The following is a 16,286-nucleotide window of genomic DNA, read 5'->3' on the forward strand; positions in this document are numbered from 1 at the left end:
GCGTCACACCGTAGGTGGCGCGTCGTCTCTGTGAGCACAGTGCCTTGATCACTTGTCGTGCCCTCTGGCGTTAGACCGCAGCCGGTTTGGGTGTGGGAAGCCGTTACGGCCAGGGAATTTGGGGGCTAGAGCACGTCCGTTTGGCATCTTGAGTCACCGCCGAATGATCTTGCGACGTCGCACCGAGATTTTCAGGGCTTGTGCGGGATCGGTATATTCGAGTCACCCCGTTGAGAGCGGCTAACGCGACTCGCTTCTGACGGCCTGCAGAGCAGTTGCCCCCATTGCCCGACGTCCTATAAGCAAAGAACAGTGGCAGCAGCTATGTGTTCAGCCACACCGCGAGTCGCATCAATGTGGTGCTTGGAGCGCGACTGTTTCGGCATCTCGTCAGCTGCCACTGGCCTATTTCCAGTCACGCCGCGTTGGTGACTCGGTGGCCCGGGTGCGTGAACTGGAGAACATTCGCAGCTTTCTGACCGGCAACGCGCTGACCGTGTTGTTGGAAGTGGTGTTTTCGGTCATCTTCATCGCAGTGATGACTGGTTTACAGCGTTCACTTGAGCTGAAGAGGAAGTGCTGGAAAGATCCACCACTGAGGAAAATCGCTCCATGTGGGTCTGCGCTGCGCTTGAGAAAGGTAGCCCCTCTGGTTTCGATCTGACCTCAGGGAATGCAGGTGGCGAGGACGGCCAGAGGGTGGCGCCGATCGATCATCGGCATTGAGCCTAACGCGTTAGAAATAGAGGACACCCCCAACATTTACGCCTGTGCTACGGTAATAGGCAACAGCAACTTAAATTGTGTTCCTTCAGGCCCAAATACCCATTGAACGCTTCCATTAATGGCTTGCGCCCGGCGCATTTGATTGTTCAAGCCGCGTCCTTTGGAGCTCAAGCGGACAGCCTCATAATAAAACCCTGCCCCATTGTCTTGAATCGAAACCACCACATGCGGCCACTGCAGCCCTGTGCGTACATGGACATCAGTGGCACGTGTGTGTTTGAGAATGTTTGCAAACGCCTCTTGAAAGATGCGCAGAATGTGCAAACCACTGCGTGGATTCAGCCATGACAACCTGGGTATCTCCTGAACCTCCCAATTGAGCCGTACACCCGCCGCTTTGAGCCTTGGGCCCAAGCGAAATCGAAAGGTCGCCAGCAGCAAGAGAAGGTCTGCTTCGACGGGCTCCATCGAATCAATCGTAAGTTTCAAATCGTCGATGCATGCTTTGAGGATGTCGCCGAGCAAGGCCTGCGTCATGCCCCTCTGTGTCAGAGTACTTGTCGCCTCCTTAAAACCATAGAAACTAGGGGGTGAGGACGATGAGAGAACGACGTGGCCCGATACGGACAAGACTTCAAGAACAAAGCATTGGCAAAGCTGCTGCCACCCGGGCGTGCCCCACTGGAACGAGTGGCAGCCGAGGTTAGCGTGAGCGCCTCGACCCTTGAGCGTTGCAGCAGTGACGCTTTAAGCCAACCGTGTACTCGCATCAAGTCGTTATCCGGCGTGAGCGGGGAGTAGTCCAATGGCATTGGTCAAGTTTCTCGGTCTGGCAGGCACCAAGTCAACCGCACCATGCCGGCTCCCAGCGCTTTAGAGCTGGGCCTTGATGCTTGTGAAAGCCTTATCGCCACGCTTGTAGCCAGTACGCGGGCCTGCAAAGGTCTGGGGCTGAACCGTCACACCGTGCATTTCATTTGTGTGAAACAGCTTCCAACCGACGCATTGTCCGGACTCGCTACCTCCACCCACCTGATAGGCGCGAAGCGCCGAGTGGCCCTGCTTGTCCGTACCATATGTGTGCGGTTCAACCGTCCTTCGATATCCGTCGTACATGAACGACAGCAGGTTGCGGCCTTGGACGGCTGTGGCGATGCTCACAATGGTTCTCCCTAGTCGCAGTAGTCGTCCCACCACGAACTGGTGTCGACGCACAGTGAGTAATTGACCATCTCAAGTTCTTCAGGGGTTTCTACCTTGCTGTAGAACTTACAGGTCAGTGGATACGAGTCTTGGATGACTGCGCCGTCACCCCTGCGCACGTCGCTGTTCGAACCCCACTGGAGCTGAACTCCGACCGAGCCGTGCGCAATGAACTGAATCTCCGCATGGTCCATTGAAGTCACCTCGATCTGGTGGACATCCACTTCATCGATGCAGTGATGAGTCGAAATTTCATCGAGGGAAAGAATGGTGTCGCCGATGACCTCACTGACCACGTCTTCGTGGACTCGCTCCTCAATCCTGCTGCACAAGAGCCTGCGCGTCGAATCAGCGCAGTCGAGGAAGGCCCGTAGCGCCTCGCAGGCTGCCAGCGCTTGCTGCTCAACTTCGTGCGGGCTAGAACCGAAGGAGTCCTCATTCACGTGAGTGAATTTGCTGAGCCGGTCGATGATCTTCAGCAGTGCTTGTCGTTCTGCAAAGACATCAATGCCCAGTTCGTCTTCTACATATGCCGGGTCAAGGCCACCATGCACAACGTAGCTAACCTTCTGCGCACGAGTGACTTTTCCTGCGTTCTTAGCGTCCGGCACGAACCATGAGGTTGCTATCACATGATGGTCAGGTGCGAACTCAACTAGTACGTGGCGAAACAACTCCCGAAAAGACGCAGAGAAGTTGTTCAAACGCAAGGGATTCGAGGTCTCCTGCACACTCTGCATCGTGGCGGCCAAGAGCCGCCTCTGGAACTCGTTGGCCATCCGCGGCATGAGCTCCTCCGCCAGTGCAAGTGCCGTCTGCATCGCGCCGTTCCGGAGTTCAGCCACCTCAGGCAGCCTGCTTGCCCTGGTAGGGCAACTGCAGTTCTTCCACGTCATACGTGAAGTCGAGCGGAACCTGGATGGGCTTCTGCGAGGAGTCTTTCGCGTTGTAGACGTCCACGTCGGTTTTGAGCTGATAACAGTCCCCGACGATTTGCTGACGCCGTTGCGCAAAAGACCGCACGAAGTGGTCACGAGGCGCTCGCTCGTCGTCCATGTCTGCCCACAGAGACATGGTCTTGTCGCCCTTCTTGGAACGAACAGCGTGCATGGCGCGATATCGCTGACCCTTGGCATCAGTTCGGTATTCCTCACGGAATTGCTGGGCGATGTCCGCTGCTATGGCATCGACGACGGTACGGACGCTGGGCTTGTGAAGTCCGTTGCGGTACGCCCACTCAGCTACCACATGCGGGTCGAGCAAGCCATCGCCTCCAAACTCCGCCTGATATCGCTCAATGTAGGACTTCACCTGATTCGCATATGCCGTCATAGCAGTTCTCAGCTCAATGTTGTGATTACTCGTTGAACGAGCCCCAACCATCGGCATCAGCCGACGGCAGCACCAGCGCTCGCACCTTAACTTGGTGCTTGCGCAAGAAGTCGTGGCGCCCCATCCTGCGCTGGAGTTGGCCGACCACCAATCCCGGATGTACATTGATTCGCTGCGCGAAGCGAAGTACTTTTTCCTCGGAGAAATAGGGCTGAACGCGAGCAATGAAGTTCTCAAGCTCTGCCGAAGGCACGCAGAACTCCGCACCTGCCGCATTGGCCAGCCGCTCGCATTCAGGCAACTCCACCTTGTCTTCGCCCACGTCGGTGTCGATGACCGCTTCATTGTTGGTCTTCCCGTCCTCGCGCAGCACGTGCTCAATCTCGTGCCGCAGGACGAACCAGAAGTTATCAATCCGGTCGAAGCGCAGTGTCATGCCGATGACCGGCTTGTTTTCCTCGAGCCAGAAGCAAGCGCCGTCCATCTTGGAGCCGGCAATGGACTCCACCAGCACAAGACGAACGCCTACCTCAGCCAGGATACGGGGCACATGTCGCACTTCCTCTGGCGAGAGGGTCAGTGCCTTAAGCTTGTCCAACGCTGCCAGAAGCTTTGCGCGCGAGTAGGCGGGCACCACCTGCTGTTTCGCCATGTCTTTCACACGAAACAACCAGGCCAACTGCAGCGGTGTGACATCTAGGGTCGCGTGGGTCTTCTTGGCGCTGTGGCATAGTTCAGGCTCCGCTGACATGTCTGGGATGGAAAAGAAGGCGCAAAATCTCTGCTCCAGCACGTCGATGTTTTCACTGGCGCGCACCCAACCACGGCGGAGCATTTCCCGCACAGGGAACTTGTCATACAGCCGCGCCTTGCGCGCGACATTGTTGTTGGGGACTTTGACCTTGGAGAGCTGGTATTGACTCTCCAGATTCATCCAATAGTCGGGCGACATGCCAAAGGCGTCTGCCAAACCCTTGGCCGTCTCGGGCGTAATGGCGCGCTTTCCAGCGATGACCTCGCTAATTAGGCGCGGCGGCCGATCAAGAATATCTGCCAACTCTTGCTGGGTCCACTCCCGCGCTTCCAACTCCTCCCGCAGGAACTCTCCTGGCGGGAATACTTCAGCAGGCACGCGTGCGTTCATACTCTCTCCGATTTCTAGTGATAGTCAACAATTTCAATAATTCCGACGACTTTGCAGGGGTGGTTGCCTCGAATTTCCAGAATCAAACGCCATTGCAAATTCAGCCGTATTGAATGTTGTCCTTCTCTGTTCCCCTTGAGTTTTTCAAAGTTCAGCGACCTCACAGCCAAAAAGTCGCGCTCATCCCTGAAGGCGCGAACTTGTTGCATCCGTTTTCGATAGGCACGCACGACCTCCTGCGAATACCCAGCCGTGTACTGGGCATCGGTCTCTAAGCGGTCAAGGTCGTCATCGTCAAACTCAACATCCATGCGCTGAGTCTAGAACGAGCATCTTGCAATGTCAAGTCCATCTTTACACGTTGCGTAAAGATGGACTTTTTTATAAATGATCGCCTCGCTAAATCTTCGTTGCGCTTCACTCTTGAGAGTCCGCAGCCGATGTGTGCCCCACACAAACAGTCTTTTGAGCTTCGGGCTGACGCAGTTTGAATAGCTGGCCGGCGGCATTGTGAGGACGTGGTGTAGGTGTACGACCACCAGTGACCCAAACGTAGAGTTTGTAAGTCCGCTTAACGTGACCGCCTGTCGCCAGTTGAAATTTTGCGTGGTTGATACCAGCCCTTCTGGCTTCGACCCACTGTGCACTTCGCACGAAGCCTGCTGCAAATGACATCAGTGAGCCACCGTTTCTTGCGCAGACGCAGCACTGCCTTGTCGCCACTGTCCAGGCGGCAAACCGTTATGCCTGCGGAAGGCGGCCGAAAACGCGTACATCGATGTATACCCGACCCGTTCTGCGATATCGCTAAGGGCCATGTCCGGAGTTCGCAGGAGATCACGCGCGATTGCCATCCGCCAAGCCGTGAGGTAGCGCATGGGCGCATCGCCCAACACGTCTTGAAAGACGCGAGCAAATGTTGCCCGCGACATATTGCTTAAGCCAGCCAACTCGTCCACGGTCCAAGCCTTGCTGGTGGCGCCATGCATGGCCTGCAAGGCTTTGGACAGGCGCGGGTCCGAAGCGCCACGAAACCAGGCCGGCGCTGTTGCGCTGGACGCTAGCCCAGTGCGAATGCCCAGCACCACCAGGACGTCCAGCAATCGATCCAGAACCGTCTGCCGACCCGGCTCTAGATGAGAAAGCTCGCGCGATAACAGCGCCACGACGCCGTGAATTGGATCGTCGATGCGTGCGGGAATCGCCAACATCGATGGCAATGAATTGACCAGTCCCGCTCCGATGTCGCCGGAAAAGCGGTAGGCACCGCAGAGGAAAACAGCCGCACGCGGATCGCGCTCTGCCTCATTTACGGGTTGCTGAGCCCGAAAGTCTTCTGGCAAGACGCAGACCGCGCCGGGCTCGTGGGCGATGAAGTGGTCCGGGCCTCCCCGTACAAGGGCCAGGTCGCCCGGCCGCAGTTCAAGCGCCTCTTGCTCATGGCCCTCGACCCAAAGCCATGCCTGCCCTTGAAGTACAGCGTGCACCGCGAGTTGGATCGTGCCAGGCAGGCGCAACCCCCAGGGGGCGATAGCGATCGACCGCGCGAACACTCCACCGGAGGCTCGGGCGCGAGTCAGATGCTCTTGAAGTATGTCCACGAAATGAGCGTATCACACAAATTTACGAGCTATTTGATTATTGTTGCATTCAATGGTCGCCCCTAAAGTCTGCATCGCCGACCTACATCCCGGAGATCACCATGACCGCCTGCACCCCCAGCATCCCTAGACCGACCCTGGTTCTCGGCGCCACCGGCAAGACCGGCGCGCGCGTTGCACAAAAGCTGCGCGAGCGTGGCACCACCGTCCGCACGGCGGCCCGGCGAGGTGCAGACGTTCGCTTCGACTGGGACGATCCGTCAAGTTTCGCCCACGCCGTGCAAGGCGCTCAGGCCATCTACCTGGTGTCACCCGTCCTGCGGGTCGACTTCGCACCGGTTGTTAGCCGGTTTTTGGACGAGGCGCAGCTCGCGGGTGTAGGCCACATCACCTATCTCAGTGCCCACGGCATTGAGCTGGCTCCGCCACAAGTGGCGCTGCGCGCAGTCGAGCTTGACCTGGCTTCGCGCCCATCCTTCACGCACTCGATCCTCAGGCCCGCCTGGTTCATGCAGAACTTCAGCGAGACATTCCTGAAACCGGTGAACGATGAGATCGTCGTGCCCTGCGGGATGGGGGCTGAGGCCTTTGTGAGTGCCGAGGACATCGCCGAAGTCGCGGCCGCCACGCTGACCGACCCTGTGTGTCATACGGGCCGCGCCTACGCCCCCACGGGCCCCGAGGCATTGACATTCGAGCAGGCGGCAGCGCTCATTTCGAGGGTGGTTGGACGCAGGATCACCTACCGTGACATTGAGCGCGAGGCCTGGATCCGTGCGATGACGCAGACGGGGGTGCCCGCAGAATACGGTGACGTGCTGCGCATGTTGACGGAGACGATTGCCAACGGTCACGGCTCGCAACCCAATGGCGACGTGCTGGCGGTCACAGGCAAGGCAGCATCGTCGTTCACTGAGTTCGCCGCCGCAACCGCCGCCGCATGGCGCTAACGCGCGCGGCCCTGCACCAGGCTGACAAGTGAGCTTTGAACGATCTGCCGCCATTGTGGAAGGCAAAACCTACCCACCATGGGCAATGCAGAAACCAACGCAGACACACGATTCCCATCAAGGAGAGCCCCCATGACAGGTTCACGCTACTCGACATTCAAGCCGGTCAAACCCTATTTCGATCTGGTGCGCACAGCCTTGGGCGAGCGCGTCGACGGCGAACACTTCTTCGACTGTGCGTCTGACGACATGACGTACGAAGTGCTCTACGAGCTCCCCGGTTGGCCACGTGTCATTCGTGGCAAACATGCACTCATGGAGAGTTTCCGGGGATACGGTCAGCACATCGTTATTCATGCGGCTGATCACCTGACGCTGCACGCAGCCGAAGACGGCAAGGTCGTGGTGCTGGAGTACGAGGTGCACGGGACAATCTTGTCAACCAACAAAGGCTACAACAACCGGTTTTGCTCGATCATCACCGTGACAAACCGTCGAATGGTGCATTGGCGGGACTACATGGACTCCCTCGCAGCCTGGAATGCACTGACCGTCCATGGCCTGTAACTGCAGGTGGAATGCGTTGGATGAGCTGCAGGTGAGGTGCCTGTCGCCACAGACCGCTCTCGGCCGAGGCTGTGTGAAAACACTTCTCGGCTTGTGGCTTCGAAAATCAAATAGGACACCTCATTTCGGTTCTGGGCTGTAAGCCAGCACAGCACGAATCTTGACCTCGGGATCGTGCAGGGCCTTAGACAGCAGTGACAGCGCCCCTGAGATCTTGAAGACCTCAGTGGATCTTGGGCTTCCATCTTTCAGAAGAGGAGCAGCTTGAGTCATCAAGCTTTCGAAATTGGACACGAGCGCGCGTAATCCTGATTCATCAAGCGAGATGTTTGCCTGACGGAGCAGTTCTTCTCGCCCCCCGTATTGATCACCTCGCCACAATTCAATCAGGCGTGTTGCGACCTGCTTCGGGTCCAGTTTGCTCTGGGCCGAAGCATGAAGCCAGTGGCGGCAGGCGGATTGCATCGCCATGCCGATATCCCCGGCGGAATCGTCAGCGTGCTCAAACCAATGCCGGTCAAGTTCGATGAACTGCTCAAACAAAGCCATTGCATCGGCAGGATGGTTGGGTTGCACCTCGGCCGCAACTTCGCTCAACCATGTTTCCAACTTGCGCCCATAGGCTGAGGCTTCGTCATAGCCATGGTATTTCGAAGAGCGCTGCCAGGCCTTCAAGGTTTTCTTGAACTCGTCGCTCAATGCGTTGGGTTGCTGGGTCATCTGTAGACGGAGCAATCGGTCCATGACATGTTCATGGTGAGAGGCCAATTCAAGCAAGACGGTACGCAGGGTGGCAGCGTCCCGATGCCGCAGAAATTCTTCAATCGACTCAGGCAGGGCGCTTGTCATCGATAGGCAGGGCTTATGGCTGCGTCAGAGGCTGCACTTCTGGAAAGATCCCAGAAAATTCCCTGCCAGTCGGAGATGCACCCCTCTGAGGAGCAGGTCGGACAGAACCAGTGGATGACTTCATCGTCATCCATGGCAGTCTTTACGTGCTGATCCTCCGACTGTTTGCGGCGATGACACAAGGGCCCAGGGACTTCCTCTGCGCGATCGAAGTTCGAGGCATGTGCGACGACCGCCATCACGAATTCAGCCATTTTCTTTGCAGCCACCTTTTCGGGTGCTATCGCGCCCTTGTCATTAAGATAGTGCCAGGCGTTGATCACGTACATAGGTCGGCATGAGGTTTGAGGGGCTTCGGATTGACTGGATAACCCACGTCCTGCAAAAAACAACGATCCGGCCTCAAGTCGATCACGATTGTCCCGCAGGAGCAAACGGTCGTGTGCCTCGGCAAGCAGGAAAGGTGGAACATCCCCAGAAGGTCTGGCCTGCGAGGCTGCCCATTTTGGCGGTTCGTTGGACCATTGACTGCTGGCATCTGGGACAGGCGGGGGCTAAGTTGTGGACTGCTTCTGCAGTCAATCTAGGGTCAGCCAATAAGACGGGCTCATATGGCGGAATGCTCTTTGCCTTCCTGGTGTCGCGTGCTTGCTTCTTGGGTGGATTGGAGCGTGAGGCTTGTGCGCGCTTAGCCTGAACTTGACCAATCATTCGGCGCAGTTCCGGCCCGTCGATCAGGCGAATAGGCAGATTTTTAGCGAAATTGCGGGCTGCCTCGGTGAAATGCCCAGAGGTGACGATGATGGCACCGTCAGCAGCAATGGCGGTCATGATGCCGTATTGCTCGCGTACGACCTCGGGGCCCACACGGTAGGTTTTCCAACGCTTGCACTGGACGATGTGTTTTTGGCTGTCCTTCCACAGAACAAGATCGATACCACCATCAGGCCCTCCTCCCCCGTTTTCTTCAACCGAGTAGCCTTGAAGCCGAAAGGCTTCGCCGACCAGCATTTCAAACTCACGCCAACTCATCTGCTGGAGGCTGTCTTGGGCAGGGTTGGTTGCCACCTGATCAAAGAGCTGCGCACGTTTTCTTCTGCGGATCACCGACACGATCGCGCCAATGCAACAGGCCAACGGCAAAGCGATCTGGCACGCAAAATAGATGGGGTGAACCATCACGTGGGCCCCAGATCGCAAAGAGCCAAAGACTCCATACAGAATGCCACCCAGGATCAGACTGACCCACCAGGGCAAACCTGACGTCATCTCAATGATGAGATCCAAAACACCGTCGTTCTTTCTTGACCTTCCCATTTCCTCTCCCTTTCTGCCCATGTGCTCTAGCGGCACCGGGCAGTGTGGGGAGGATAGCGAAGAACCTAGCTTCAACGAAGGTCTCTACCCTGGGTAAGGGTTGCTGTCCGAGGAATTTTTGCCGTCATCAGGCCGACCCGCATGGATAGAATTTGACCATTTCGTTCACTACGTCGGGTACCCACATGGCAATTGCTTCTCAGACGCTGTCTCAACTCCAAGCTGCCGGCTCGGCCGTGAATGCGGCGGGTCTTGCATTACAACAGGAGCTTCAGGCGCATTCGCAAGCCTTAATGGAGCAAATGGCCTTGCAACCTTTTGGCCGCGAGGTAGATGGTGCTTATCAGCAGATGCGGCAGGTGGCGCGCCTGGTGCACGAGATGAATTCCTTGGAACAGCAACTCAAGGCCATTTTCTTGGATGCCGCGCAGAAGGTTCAGGCCGAGGTTCCAGTCCTGCCCGCCCTGCCCTCTGTGACCCGCCAGCGTCGAGTTAAGCAAAGTTCAGTTGCCTCCCCCTCAGAGATGGTTGAGGATGCAAAGGTCGTCAGCAAGGCGCCTGGCAGGCGCAAAGCCAGCAAGCAAACTGCCACGGTTGAGCTATCTGCTGTTGCCGACAAACCAAAGATGTCCAACTCGGAGCTCTTGCTTAAAGCACTCAAGAAAATCCTTGGCAAACAGGCAAAGGCTGTTGGCCATGTCGAGATGGCTAAGATCAGTGGCCTGCCTCGCGGCTCGATCGGGGCATCAATCAAGAAGCTCGTTGAGACGAACAAGCTGACCGTTGATGCCAATGGCTTCTTCAAGCTAGTCTGAGACTCTCGGGTTGATTTTCATCCAGCAGGGCCCCCACCACAGCACATTCGCCAGGATGCCTACGTCATTCGCACCCAAGGAACCTCGCCCTTTGGGCATGGGGGCGTTGGTCGCCCTCCAGCGTGGCTCCTGTTGCCCGGCTTCGCCAACGCTGCAGGGTGCGCTCGCTCAGGCCACACAGCTCGCAGGCCAGGGCCAGTCGGGCCCCCGCGTTGCAGGCCTGGGTGATCAATTCAGACATCTGTTGACGATCTTCAAGCGAGGTCATTCGTCCTCGTCTCTGTCCTTTTGGAAGATCGTCTCTAACTTTTTTGACAGCACCAGCAAGGCTGCGGTTTCTGCCAAGGCTTTTTCCTTGCGACGCAGGTCGCGCTCGAGCTCTTTGATGCGGCGCCGGTCCTGGGCGGTTTGTGAAGGGCTGGCCCGTTGATCTTGAGGATCGGCCAGCGACTGGGCTGCGGTTTGACGCCACAGTTGAAGGTCGTGCAGCAGCACCCCGTTGGCTCGGCACCAGGCACTCTTGCCCGCCTCGTCCATCGCAGCCGTGGTCAGCAGGGCATCAAAGCGGGCCGCGGCGCTCCAAACCTTGCTGTCAATGCGAGGCTGGCTCAAAGCATCACTGCGCCAACGCTCCAGGATTGAAGCGCTCACACCCACCTCGGCTGCCACTTGGTCCAGTGGGGCGCTCTCGGGTGGCAACAGCTTTGCAAATGCTTTGTTCTTGAAGTCTTGTCCGTATCGGGCCACGTCGTTCTCTCATCGTCCTCACCCCCTAGTTTCTTCTGTTTTAAGGAGGCGACAACAAGTCTGACACGGGGGGCTATTCGGGTCTGAAAATTCGCACACCGCGTGAATTTGTCTAACTTCACCCGCGCATAAGTCAGGTAAACGGCCAAGCGCTCAATTGCGAATAGACCGTGTCCGGTCATACGGGGGCAATTCCACCAGCGTGACTAGTTGGTAACAAGAATTCCGCCTGCCGGGCTGCATCAAGCTTGATGGCTGAATTCGTCCAGTATTACGGAGCCGATCTGTCATCGCAAAGACATCACTCGTCAGCGCCCCTTGCTAACCTACAACGGAGTCTGAGTTGGATATCTACAGAGGCCGAGTGCTTCAGTTTTATACAAAAGGAGACAGGATGATCGATCTTTACAGTTGGGCGGCACCGAACGGTCACAAAGTGCAGATTCTGGTTGAGGAACTGCAGATTCCTTACCGGGTAATTCCGATCAATATCACTGCAGGCGACCAGCATACAGACGGCTATCGCGCGATCAACCCGAATGGGAAAATACCAGCGATCGTGGATCACGCGCCGTCCGACGGTGGCGTGCCGTTCATGGTCTTCGAGACTGGCGCCATCATGGTCTATCTGGCGGAGAAGGAGAAGCGCTTCCTCCCTACTGAGATGCGCAAGCGTAGCGAAGTACTTCAGTGGCTGTTTTGGCAGGTCGGTGGGATCGGCCCGATGATGGGCCAGGCCCAGCACTTCTTTCGCTATGCAGCTGATAAGCAGCCTTACGCCATCACTCGTTACCAGACGGAGACAAGACGTCTCTTGAAGGTGTTGAATGATCGTCTCGAAGGTCGGGAGTTCATCTGCGATGAGTACTCAATTGCCGACATGGCCAGTTTCGCCTGGATCCGGATCCACAAGATGACCGGTGTCCCACTGGACGAGTTCCCCCGTGTGCAGGATTGGTATGGCCGGCTGCGTAGCCGCCCTGGCGTTGGCCGCGGCCTGGATCTCCTGAGAGACCAATGGGTGGACGTAACTAAGTCTGACGAAGCGAAGCTCAACCTTTTCAAGAAGAGCCTTTAACCATGTCGATTGATACTGACCGGGTGGATGCGTTCTTCGATCTGCGGAGCCCTTACTCCTACCTAGCGCTCGGACCGGCCCGCGAGCTTGCTCAGCGCAGCGGCGTCGCCTTCGATTGGTGGCCATACGTGACAGACTTCCGCTCCGCGTACGGTGGAGAAATCGAGCAGCGATCAAGTCGCGACGTCGCGAAGCTTAAGTACCTATACATGGATTGCCGGCGGCTCGCAAAATTGCAGGGGTTGACGTTGCGGTCCACGACGAAGCTCTGGAATCCGACGCTCGCGAGTCAGGCCATTCTTTTTGCAAAGGCCAGAAATCGGCTTTGGGAGTTCTGCGACCCAGTTCTCACGGCATTCTGGCGGCGCGAGTTCGACTTGGAATCTCCCGCTGAGGTAGAGGCGGCTCTGGTCAACGCGGGGATGTCGCCTTTGGAGTGGAATGAATTCCTGCAAAGAGACGCCGAAGGCGCATTGGCGGGGACGCTCGAACATGCAGATAGGCTGGGCGTGTTTGGGGCACCGACTTTCATCTACAGGGGGGAGATGTTCTGGGGCGGAGACCGTATGGATCTGCTGGCGTCGGCGATCATAGATGCATCCGAAAAAGGTAGGGATGAACGCTGTACTCCGCCCCTTTCTAGCGGCTGAGGTTTGGCTGCCAGTCTCTTTTTTCTTTGGAATTGTTCATGAATAGAGTCCATGTGGATGTTGCGATCATCGGAGCTGGAAGCGCTGGGATATCTGCCTACAAGGCGGCCCTTGCACATACATCCAGTGTTCTGGTCATCGAGGGTGGCCCATACGGAACGACCTGCGCGCGAGTCGGCTGTATGCCCAGCAAGCTACTTATTGCAGCTGCAGAGGCCGCGCATTCTGTGGACCAAGCCCATGCGTTCGGTATCCGGGTTGGGGCGGCTCATGTCGACGGTGCTGCGGTTATGAAGCGCGTCCGTGACGAACGTGATCGTTTCGTCGGATTCACGGTCGGTGCAGTTGAAGGTTGGCCGCCTGAGCATCGCCTGCGTGGCTATGCGAGATTCCTGGATGATCACACTCTGCAGGTAGATGAGCACACCCAGGTGATTGCCGAACGCATCGTCATTGCCACCGGCTCTCGTACCAACGTGCCGGCGCAGTGGCGGCAGGCCGTTGGTGAGCGGTTGATCGTCAATGACGATGTCTTTGAATGGACCATGTTGCCAAGTTCACTTGCCGTCCTGGGAACAGGCGTGATCGCGCTGGAGTTGAGCCAAGCGCTGTATCGCCTCGGGGTCAGGGTGACGATGTATGGGCGCAGCAATCGCATGGGGCCATTGACAGACCCTGCCTTGCAGGCGCTGACCTCGCAGATCGTCGGCGATGAAATTCCTTTGCAGATGGAGGCGAAAGATCTGCGCCTAAGCCGTGACGGTGACGAGGTACTGGTGCACGTCGGCGACGATACGCGGCGGTTTGAACGGGTATTGGTCGCCAGCGGCCGGAGCCCGAACATCTATGAACTGGATCTGTTTCGGACCACGCTTCCAATCAACTACGACGGTATTCCGGTCTACGACCAGGAAACAGGTCGTGTCGGTGATAGCCACGTCTTCATTGCGGGCGACGTCACCAACGAGTTGACGGTGTTACATGAAGCTGCCGATTCAGGACGCATTGCCGGGGACAATGCTGGGCGCTATCCAGAGGTGCGGCGCCGAAAGCGCCGCACCCCTTTGAGCATTGTCTTCTCAGATCCGCAGATCATGGTGGCGGGCCAGACGCACGCGCAGTTGAGCCAGTCCGGTGTGGATTTCACGGTTGGAATTGTGTCCTTCGCCAACCAGGGTCGCAGCCGAGTCATGCTGAAGAACAAAGGGGCATTGCACTTGTATGCGGCAAGCGACTCCGGGCAACTCCTGGGTGCGGAAATGATCGGGCCTGCTGCAGAGCATGTTGCCCACTTGTTAGCCTGGTCCATCCAGCGTCGTGACACTGTGCATGAGATGCTCGGATATCCCTTCTATCACCCTGTCATCGCAGAAGGCTTGCGCACAGGCCTGCGGAATCTCGCACGGGCCATGCCCAATCAGAAACAAGGAGGAGCCTTTCTCGGCTGAGTTCGGCACAGTTCGGGCTAGGTCCGCGGCCTTACGCTGTCAACGCGTCACCGCGCTGTCAAATCCCGATGTAATTGCGCAGTTGTTGAATGTGGACGATCAAATAGCCTTTGGTGCGTTCGGTAAGGACGATTCCATCCTGCTTGAAAGACGCCAACGCCATGTTCACTCGCTGGCGCGAGAGTCCACAAATCAATGCCAATTCGTGTTGATTGATCGACAACCTATGCGTGTCTTCGCTTCCGTTTTTGGCGAGCATCAGGAGTGCCTTCGCAACCCGCTTCTCAGGTCCCAGCAGGCGCGAAGCCACAAGCATCCCGACGAATTCGCCCATTCGGGCGTTCAGGACATCGCAAAGAAAGTTGCTGAACTCAAGTGAGGAGCTGCGCAGCAAATTGAAGGTATTCGCAGGAATAAGGCAGAGGTGTGCGTAGGTCAGAGCGCGCAGGTCGTACTGCATCAACTCCCTCTTCAACAAGGATCCATCGCCGCACCATTCTCCGTCCCGCAGGTAGTAAAGCGTCGTCTCGTCTCCCTCAGGGCCCACAATGTACATCTGCAGGTGACCGCGCATGACGCCGTACCAGTATGCGCTGGGCTCACCGGCGCGAGCAATATACTCGCCAGAGGCCACCTTCTTCTCTACTGACGTTCCTAGCGCCATGGCTCGAAGTTCGGGGGAGAGCGCGTGGAACCATGGCCACTTCCCGAGGAAGTCGGCTACGCTTGACACGGAAGTATCGTCTACTGTGGATGCTCGGATGATTCCTTGTTCCATCATTCGTTTGCAACGCCTCAGGCACTGGCCACTATGTTGATTCGGCCTAGATCGAGGAGTCCATCTGGAAGCGGCCACGGTAGGCTCCCGGACTCATCCCAATGCGCTGACGGAAAAGTCTGGAGAAGGAGCTGGTGTCGCTGTATCCGACCTGACTCGCCACTTCTTCCACGCTATGTGAACTTGTCTCGAGCAGTGCGCGCGCAGCTTCTAGCCGAAGATCTTGAAGATAGGCTAGCGGCGTTTGGTCCAGAACGCTGCGGAAGCGCCGGATGAGGGTTCTGTCACTGACTGCGAGCGCATCGGCAAGCTCTGTGATCCTCAGGTCATTGGTCATGTTGCTCTGCAGCCAGCGTTGGGCTCGATGCACCAGCTCGTCTGAGTGGTTCTTCTGTGCCAGCAATGGAAGGTACGGAATCTGGCTGGTTTGACTCACGTCGATCAGCATTGCCTTTGCACACTGTGACGCGATGACCGGCCCAGCAAAGCGCTCGATGACCCGCACGGTCTGAATCAGGTACGACGCTGACGCGCCTGCGCAGATCAGTCGATCCATCTCCGTGATCACGGGGCGAAGTTGTAGGTCGACGTGCGGAAACTTTGCCCTGAATTGGCGCTCAAGCCACCATGTGGTCGTTGCCGTGCGCTCATTCAGCAAGCCCGTCTGGGCCAGGATGAAGGTACCCGTGCAGTTCGCCGCGATCCATGATCCCGCGCGCCATTGCGCTGTTAGCCATGCGCAGGCATCGGCCTGCCGGTCGAGGAACTGGTCGAACTGTCGGTGCCCACCATAGTGAAAGCTAGGCACAAACACCAAGTCATAGCGTTCACGCGGTCCCAACTTGTGGGTTTGCAAAGGTAACCCATTGCTGGCGATCGCCGAGTCACCCGACGGCGACACGAAACGCCAATCGAACAATGCCGACGCCGGCGCATTTTCGAGCTTCAGATGCGAGTTCGCAATCTGAAGGATGTCGGCAAACCCTGCCACGCTAGAGGCGTAGCAGCCGTCGAAAGTCAAGATGGCAGCACGTGTCATTCGTCGTAAACAGCATAAATCATGTCAGTTTCGACAATTTAC

Annotated in this window: 17 protein-coding genes and 2 pseudogenes; 7 read left to right on the top strand and 12 right to left on the bottom strand. The window is 57.2% G+C overall.

Going from position 1 to position 16,286, the window contains the following annotated elements:
• Positions 1-320: 320 nt before the first annotated feature.
• Positions 321-541, top strand: a pseudogene (locus tag AC3WUT_RS22605) (ABC transporter transmembrane domain-containing protein); the annotation flags it as partial.
• A 221-nt stretch (positions 542-762) separates the two neighbouring features.
• Here the strand turns inward: AC3WUT_RS22605 and AC3WUT_RS22610 are convergent.
• The 6 genes from AC3WUT_RS22610 to AC3WUT_RS22635 all read right to left on the bottom strand — a co-directional run bounded on the left by AC3WUT_RS22610 (position 763) and on the right by AC3WUT_RS22635 (position 6,006).
• On the bottom strand, positions 763-1,263 hold the full coding sequence (locus tag AC3WUT_RS22610; protein ID WP_492349332.1) for a sensor histidine kinase: 501 nt from the start codon (positions 1,261-1,263) through the stop codon (positions 763-765).
• A 635-nt stretch (positions 1,264-1,898) separates the two neighbouring features.
• Entirely contained in the window at positions 1,899-2,750 is an 852-nt protein-coding gene (locus AC3WUT_RS22615; RefSeq protein WP_492349333.1) for a pPIWI-associating nuclease domain-containing protein, read from the bottom strand.
• A 25-nt stretch (positions 2,751-2,775) separates the two neighbouring features.
• Positions 2,776-3,240: a hypothetical protein gene (locus tag AC3WUT_RS22620; protein WP_492349334.1), complete on the bottom strand. Its 465-nt coding sequence runs from the start codon at positions 3,238-3,240 to the stop codon at positions 2,776-2,778.
• A gap of 46 nt (positions 3,241-3,286) precedes the next feature.
• Complete coding sequence (locus AC3WUT_RS22625; protein WP_492349335.1) at positions 3,287-4,405, bottom strand: HigA family addiction module antitoxin; 1,119 nt, start codon at positions 4,403-4,405, stop codon at positions 3,287-3,289.
• A gap of 14 nt (positions 4,406-4,419) precedes the next feature.
• Complete coding sequence (locus AC3WUT_RS22630) at positions 4,420-4,716, bottom strand: type II toxin-antitoxin system RelE/ParE family toxin (RefSeq protein WP_492349336.1); 297 nt, start codon at positions 4,714-4,716, stop codon at positions 4,420-4,422.
• A gap of 363 nt (positions 4,717-5,079) precedes the next feature.
• Positions 5,080-6,006: an AraC family transcriptional regulator gene (locus AC3WUT_RS22635; protein WP_492349337.1), complete on the bottom strand. Its 927-nt coding sequence runs from the start codon at positions 6,004-6,006 to the stop codon at positions 5,080-5,082.
• A gap of 101 nt (positions 6,007-6,107) precedes the next feature.
• Here AC3WUT_RS22635 and AC3WUT_RS22640 point away from each other — a divergent pair, with 101 nt between their 5' ends.
• Positions 6,108-6,956 carry an NmrA family NAD(P)-binding protein gene (locus AC3WUT_RS22640; RefSeq protein ID WP_492349338.1) on the top strand — a complete coding sequence of 283 codons (849 nt, stop codon included), beginning with the start codon at positions 6,108-6,110 and terminating at the stop codon, positions 6,954-6,956.
• 132 nt (positions 6,957-7,088) lie between these two features.
• The gene (locus AC3WUT_RS22645) at positions 7,089-7,523 is read left to right on the top strand and encodes a nuclear transport factor 2 family protein (protein ID WP_492349339.1); all 435 of its coding nucleotides are present in this window, start codon (positions 7,089-7,091) and stop codon (positions 7,521-7,523) included.
• Positions 7,524-7,643: 120 nt separating this feature from the next.
• On the opposite strand, the gene AC3WUT_RS22650 is transcribed toward AC3WUT_RS22645, so the two are convergent.
• From AC3WUT_RS22650 to AC3WUT_RS22660, 3 genes are all read right to left on the bottom strand, one after another.
• The gene (locus AC3WUT_RS22650) at positions 7,644-8,372 is read right to left on the bottom strand and encodes a DUF6880 family protein (RefSeq protein WP_492349340.1); all 729 of its coding nucleotides are present in this window, start codon (positions 8,370-8,372) and stop codon (positions 7,644-7,646) included.
• Positions 8,369-8,701 carry a hypothetical protein gene (locus AC3WUT_RS22655; protein WP_492349341.1) on the bottom strand — a complete coding sequence of 111 codons (333 nt, stop codon included), beginning with the start codon at positions 8,699-8,701 and terminating at the stop codon, positions 8,369-8,371. The genes AC3WUT_RS22650 and AC3WUT_RS22655 overlap by 4 nt, the downstream gene beginning before the upstream one ends.
• An 82-nt stretch (positions 8,702-8,783) precedes the next feature.
• A complete protein-coding gene (locus AC3WUT_RS22660; protein ID WP_492349342.1) occupies positions 8,784-9,659 on the bottom strand; it encodes a restriction endonuclease in 876 nt (291 codons plus the stop codon).
• A 215-nt stretch (positions 9,660-9,874) separates the two neighbouring features.
• On the opposite strand from AC3WUT_RS22660, the gene AC3WUT_RS22665 reads away from it, so the two are divergent.
• The gene (locus tag AC3WUT_RS22665; RefSeq protein WP_492349343.1) at positions 9,875-10,504 is read left to right on the top strand and encodes a hypothetical protein; all 630 of its coding nucleotides are present in this window, start codon (positions 9,875-9,877) and stop codon (positions 10,502-10,504) included.
• A gap of 88 nt (positions 10,505-10,592) precedes the next feature.
• Here the strand turns inward: AC3WUT_RS22665 and AC3WUT_RS22670 are convergent.
• Positions 10,593-11,251, bottom strand: a pseudogene (locus AC3WUT_RS22670) (IS3-like element ISAzo10 family transposase); the annotation flags it as partial.
• A 394-nt stretch (positions 11,252-11,645) separates the two neighbouring features.
• Between AC3WUT_RS22670 and AC3WUT_RS22675 the strand changes: the two are divergent.
• From AC3WUT_RS22675 to AC3WUT_RS22685, 3 genes are read left to right on the top strand one after another with little or no spacing between them, the layout of a single operon-like run.
• Positions 11,646-12,329: a glutathione S-transferase N-terminal domain-containing protein gene (locus AC3WUT_RS22675; protein ID WP_492349344.1), complete on the top strand. Its 684-nt coding sequence runs from the start codon at positions 11,646-11,648 to the stop codon at positions 12,327-12,329.
• Between the two features lie 2 nt (positions 12,330-12,331).
• Positions 12,332-12,979, top strand: coding sequence for a 2-hydroxychromene-2-carboxylate isomerase (locus tag AC3WUT_RS22680; protein WP_492349345.1), 648 nt, complete (start codon positions 12,332-12,334; stop codon positions 12,977-12,979).
• A gap of 38 nt (positions 12,980-13,017) precedes the next feature.
• The gene (locus AC3WUT_RS22685) at positions 13,018-14,427 is read left to right on the top strand and encodes a dihydrolipoyl dehydrogenase (protein ID WP_492349346.1); all 1,410 of its coding nucleotides are present in this window, start codon (positions 13,018-13,020) and stop codon (positions 14,425-14,427) included.
• A 58-nt stretch (positions 14,428-14,485) separates the two neighbouring features.
• Here the strand turns inward: AC3WUT_RS22685 and AC3WUT_RS22690 are convergent, their stop codons facing one another.
• Together AC3WUT_RS22690 and AC3WUT_RS22695 are read right to left on the bottom strand one after the other, a co-directional pair.
• On the bottom strand, positions 14,486-15,205 hold the full coding sequence (locus tag AC3WUT_RS22690; RefSeq protein WP_492349347.1) for a Crp/Fnr family transcriptional regulator: 720 nt from the start codon (positions 15,203-15,205) through the stop codon (positions 14,486-14,488).
• A 46-nt stretch (positions 15,206-15,251) separates the two neighbouring features.
• Positions 15,252-16,226 (bottom strand): GlxA family transcriptional regulator, encoded by a 975-nt coding sequence (locus tag AC3WUT_RS22695; protein WP_492349348.1) that lies wholly within the window; start codon positions 16,224-16,226, stop codon positions 15,252-15,254.
• Between the last annotated feature and the right edge of the window lie 60 nt (positions 16,227-16,286).

It is taken from the genome of Curvibacter sp. EU05-FHT14A10, assembly GCF_058791075.1.